This is a genomic window from Clostridium sp. cel8 (genome assembly GCF_014050525.1).
Taxonomy (GTDB): domain Bacteria; phylum Bacillota; class Clostridia; order Clostridiales; family Clostridiaceae; genus Clostridium_B.
The window spans coordinates 1-1,095 of the sequence record NZ_JACGAG010000027.1 but is presented as its reverse complement, the minus strand read 5'-3'; the positions used below and the strand labels follow the sequence as shown (position 1 = coordinate 1,095).

Annotated in this window: 1 protein-coding gene and 1 tRNA gene; both read left to right on the top strand. The window is 28.2% G+C overall.

Annotated elements, in window-relative coordinates; genetic code table 11:
• Positions 1 to 76, top strand: a tRNA-Phe gene (locus tag H2684_RS12245).
• A gap of 69 nt (positions 77 to 145) precedes the next feature.
• Positions 146 to 889, top strand: a complete 744-nt coding sequence (locus tag H2684_RS12240) for a peptidylprolyl isomerase (RefSeq protein ID WP_182089680.1) — start codon at positions 146 to 148, stop codon at positions 887 to 889.
• The last annotated feature ends 206 nt before the right edge of the window (positions 890 to 1,095 follow it).

Below are 1,095 nucleotides of genomic sequence, written 5' to 3'. Positions count from 1 at the left end.
GGCCAGATAGCTCAGTCGGTAGAGCAGAGGACTGAAAATCCTCGTGTCCCTGGTTCGATTCCTGGTCTGGCCACCAAGAACTCTAGAGCATTCTAGAGTTCTTTTAATTTATATATAAAACTATAAAATTAAAAGGAGTTATTATATGAATGATAATGTATTAGCTATCGTAAATGGTACTGAGATTAAAGAGAGTGATCTTAATAATGCAATTAATAGATTTCCTGTGGATAAGAGAGCAGCATTAACTACTGATGAAGGAAGAAAACATCTATTAAATGAAATGATATCTTTTGAATTGACTTATAACTATGCAAAAGACATGGAGTTTGAAAAGAGTGATGAATACTTATCCATGCTTAAATCTGTTAAGAAAGAAATATTAACCCAAGTGGCTATATCAAAAGTTATGGAAAAAGCAACTGTAACAGATAAGGAAGTTGAAGATTATTATAATGCAAATAAAAATATGTATAAAAATCCTGAGAGAGTAAAAGCAAAACATATATTAGTAAATAGTGAGGAAAAGGCTAAAGAAGTTTTAGAGAAGATTAAACAAGGTATGTCATTTGAAGATGCTGCAAAGGAATATTCATCTTGTCCATCTAAAGCTCAGGGAGGAGATTTAGGTGAATTTACTAGAGGACAAATGGTACCAGAGTTTGAGAATGCGGCATTTTCCTTAGATATAGGAGTTATAAGTGAACCTGTAAAAACTCAGTTCGGTTATCATTTAATAAAGGTTGAAGAAAAAAAGGAACCTTCTATAGCTTCTTATGATGAAGTTAAAGATGCTATAAAGAAAGGATTATTACAAGAACGACAGGCATATCAGTATTCAAAATTTAATGATGAATTGAGAAAAAAATATAAAGTGGAAATAAAATAGTATTAATAAATTTTATGGATATAAAAGATCTTGTTGATTAAATAATAAGTTCTTTTATATCTTTTTATTTATTTAGATGGAATTATCTTTAATGTCATGTTAAATATTATTTTATTTAAAAATAAATGCATAAACATTACCTGGTGTATCAATATGTAAATAATAAAGTATTATATAGTATATAAGAGATATTTTTATATAAATTT

Bases quoted from the DNA above. Each gene is read 5' to 3' on its own strand.
- H2684_RS12240 (WP_182089680.1), top strand. From the start codon at position 146: ATGAATGATAATGTATTAGCTATCGTAAATGGTACTGAGATTAAAGAG.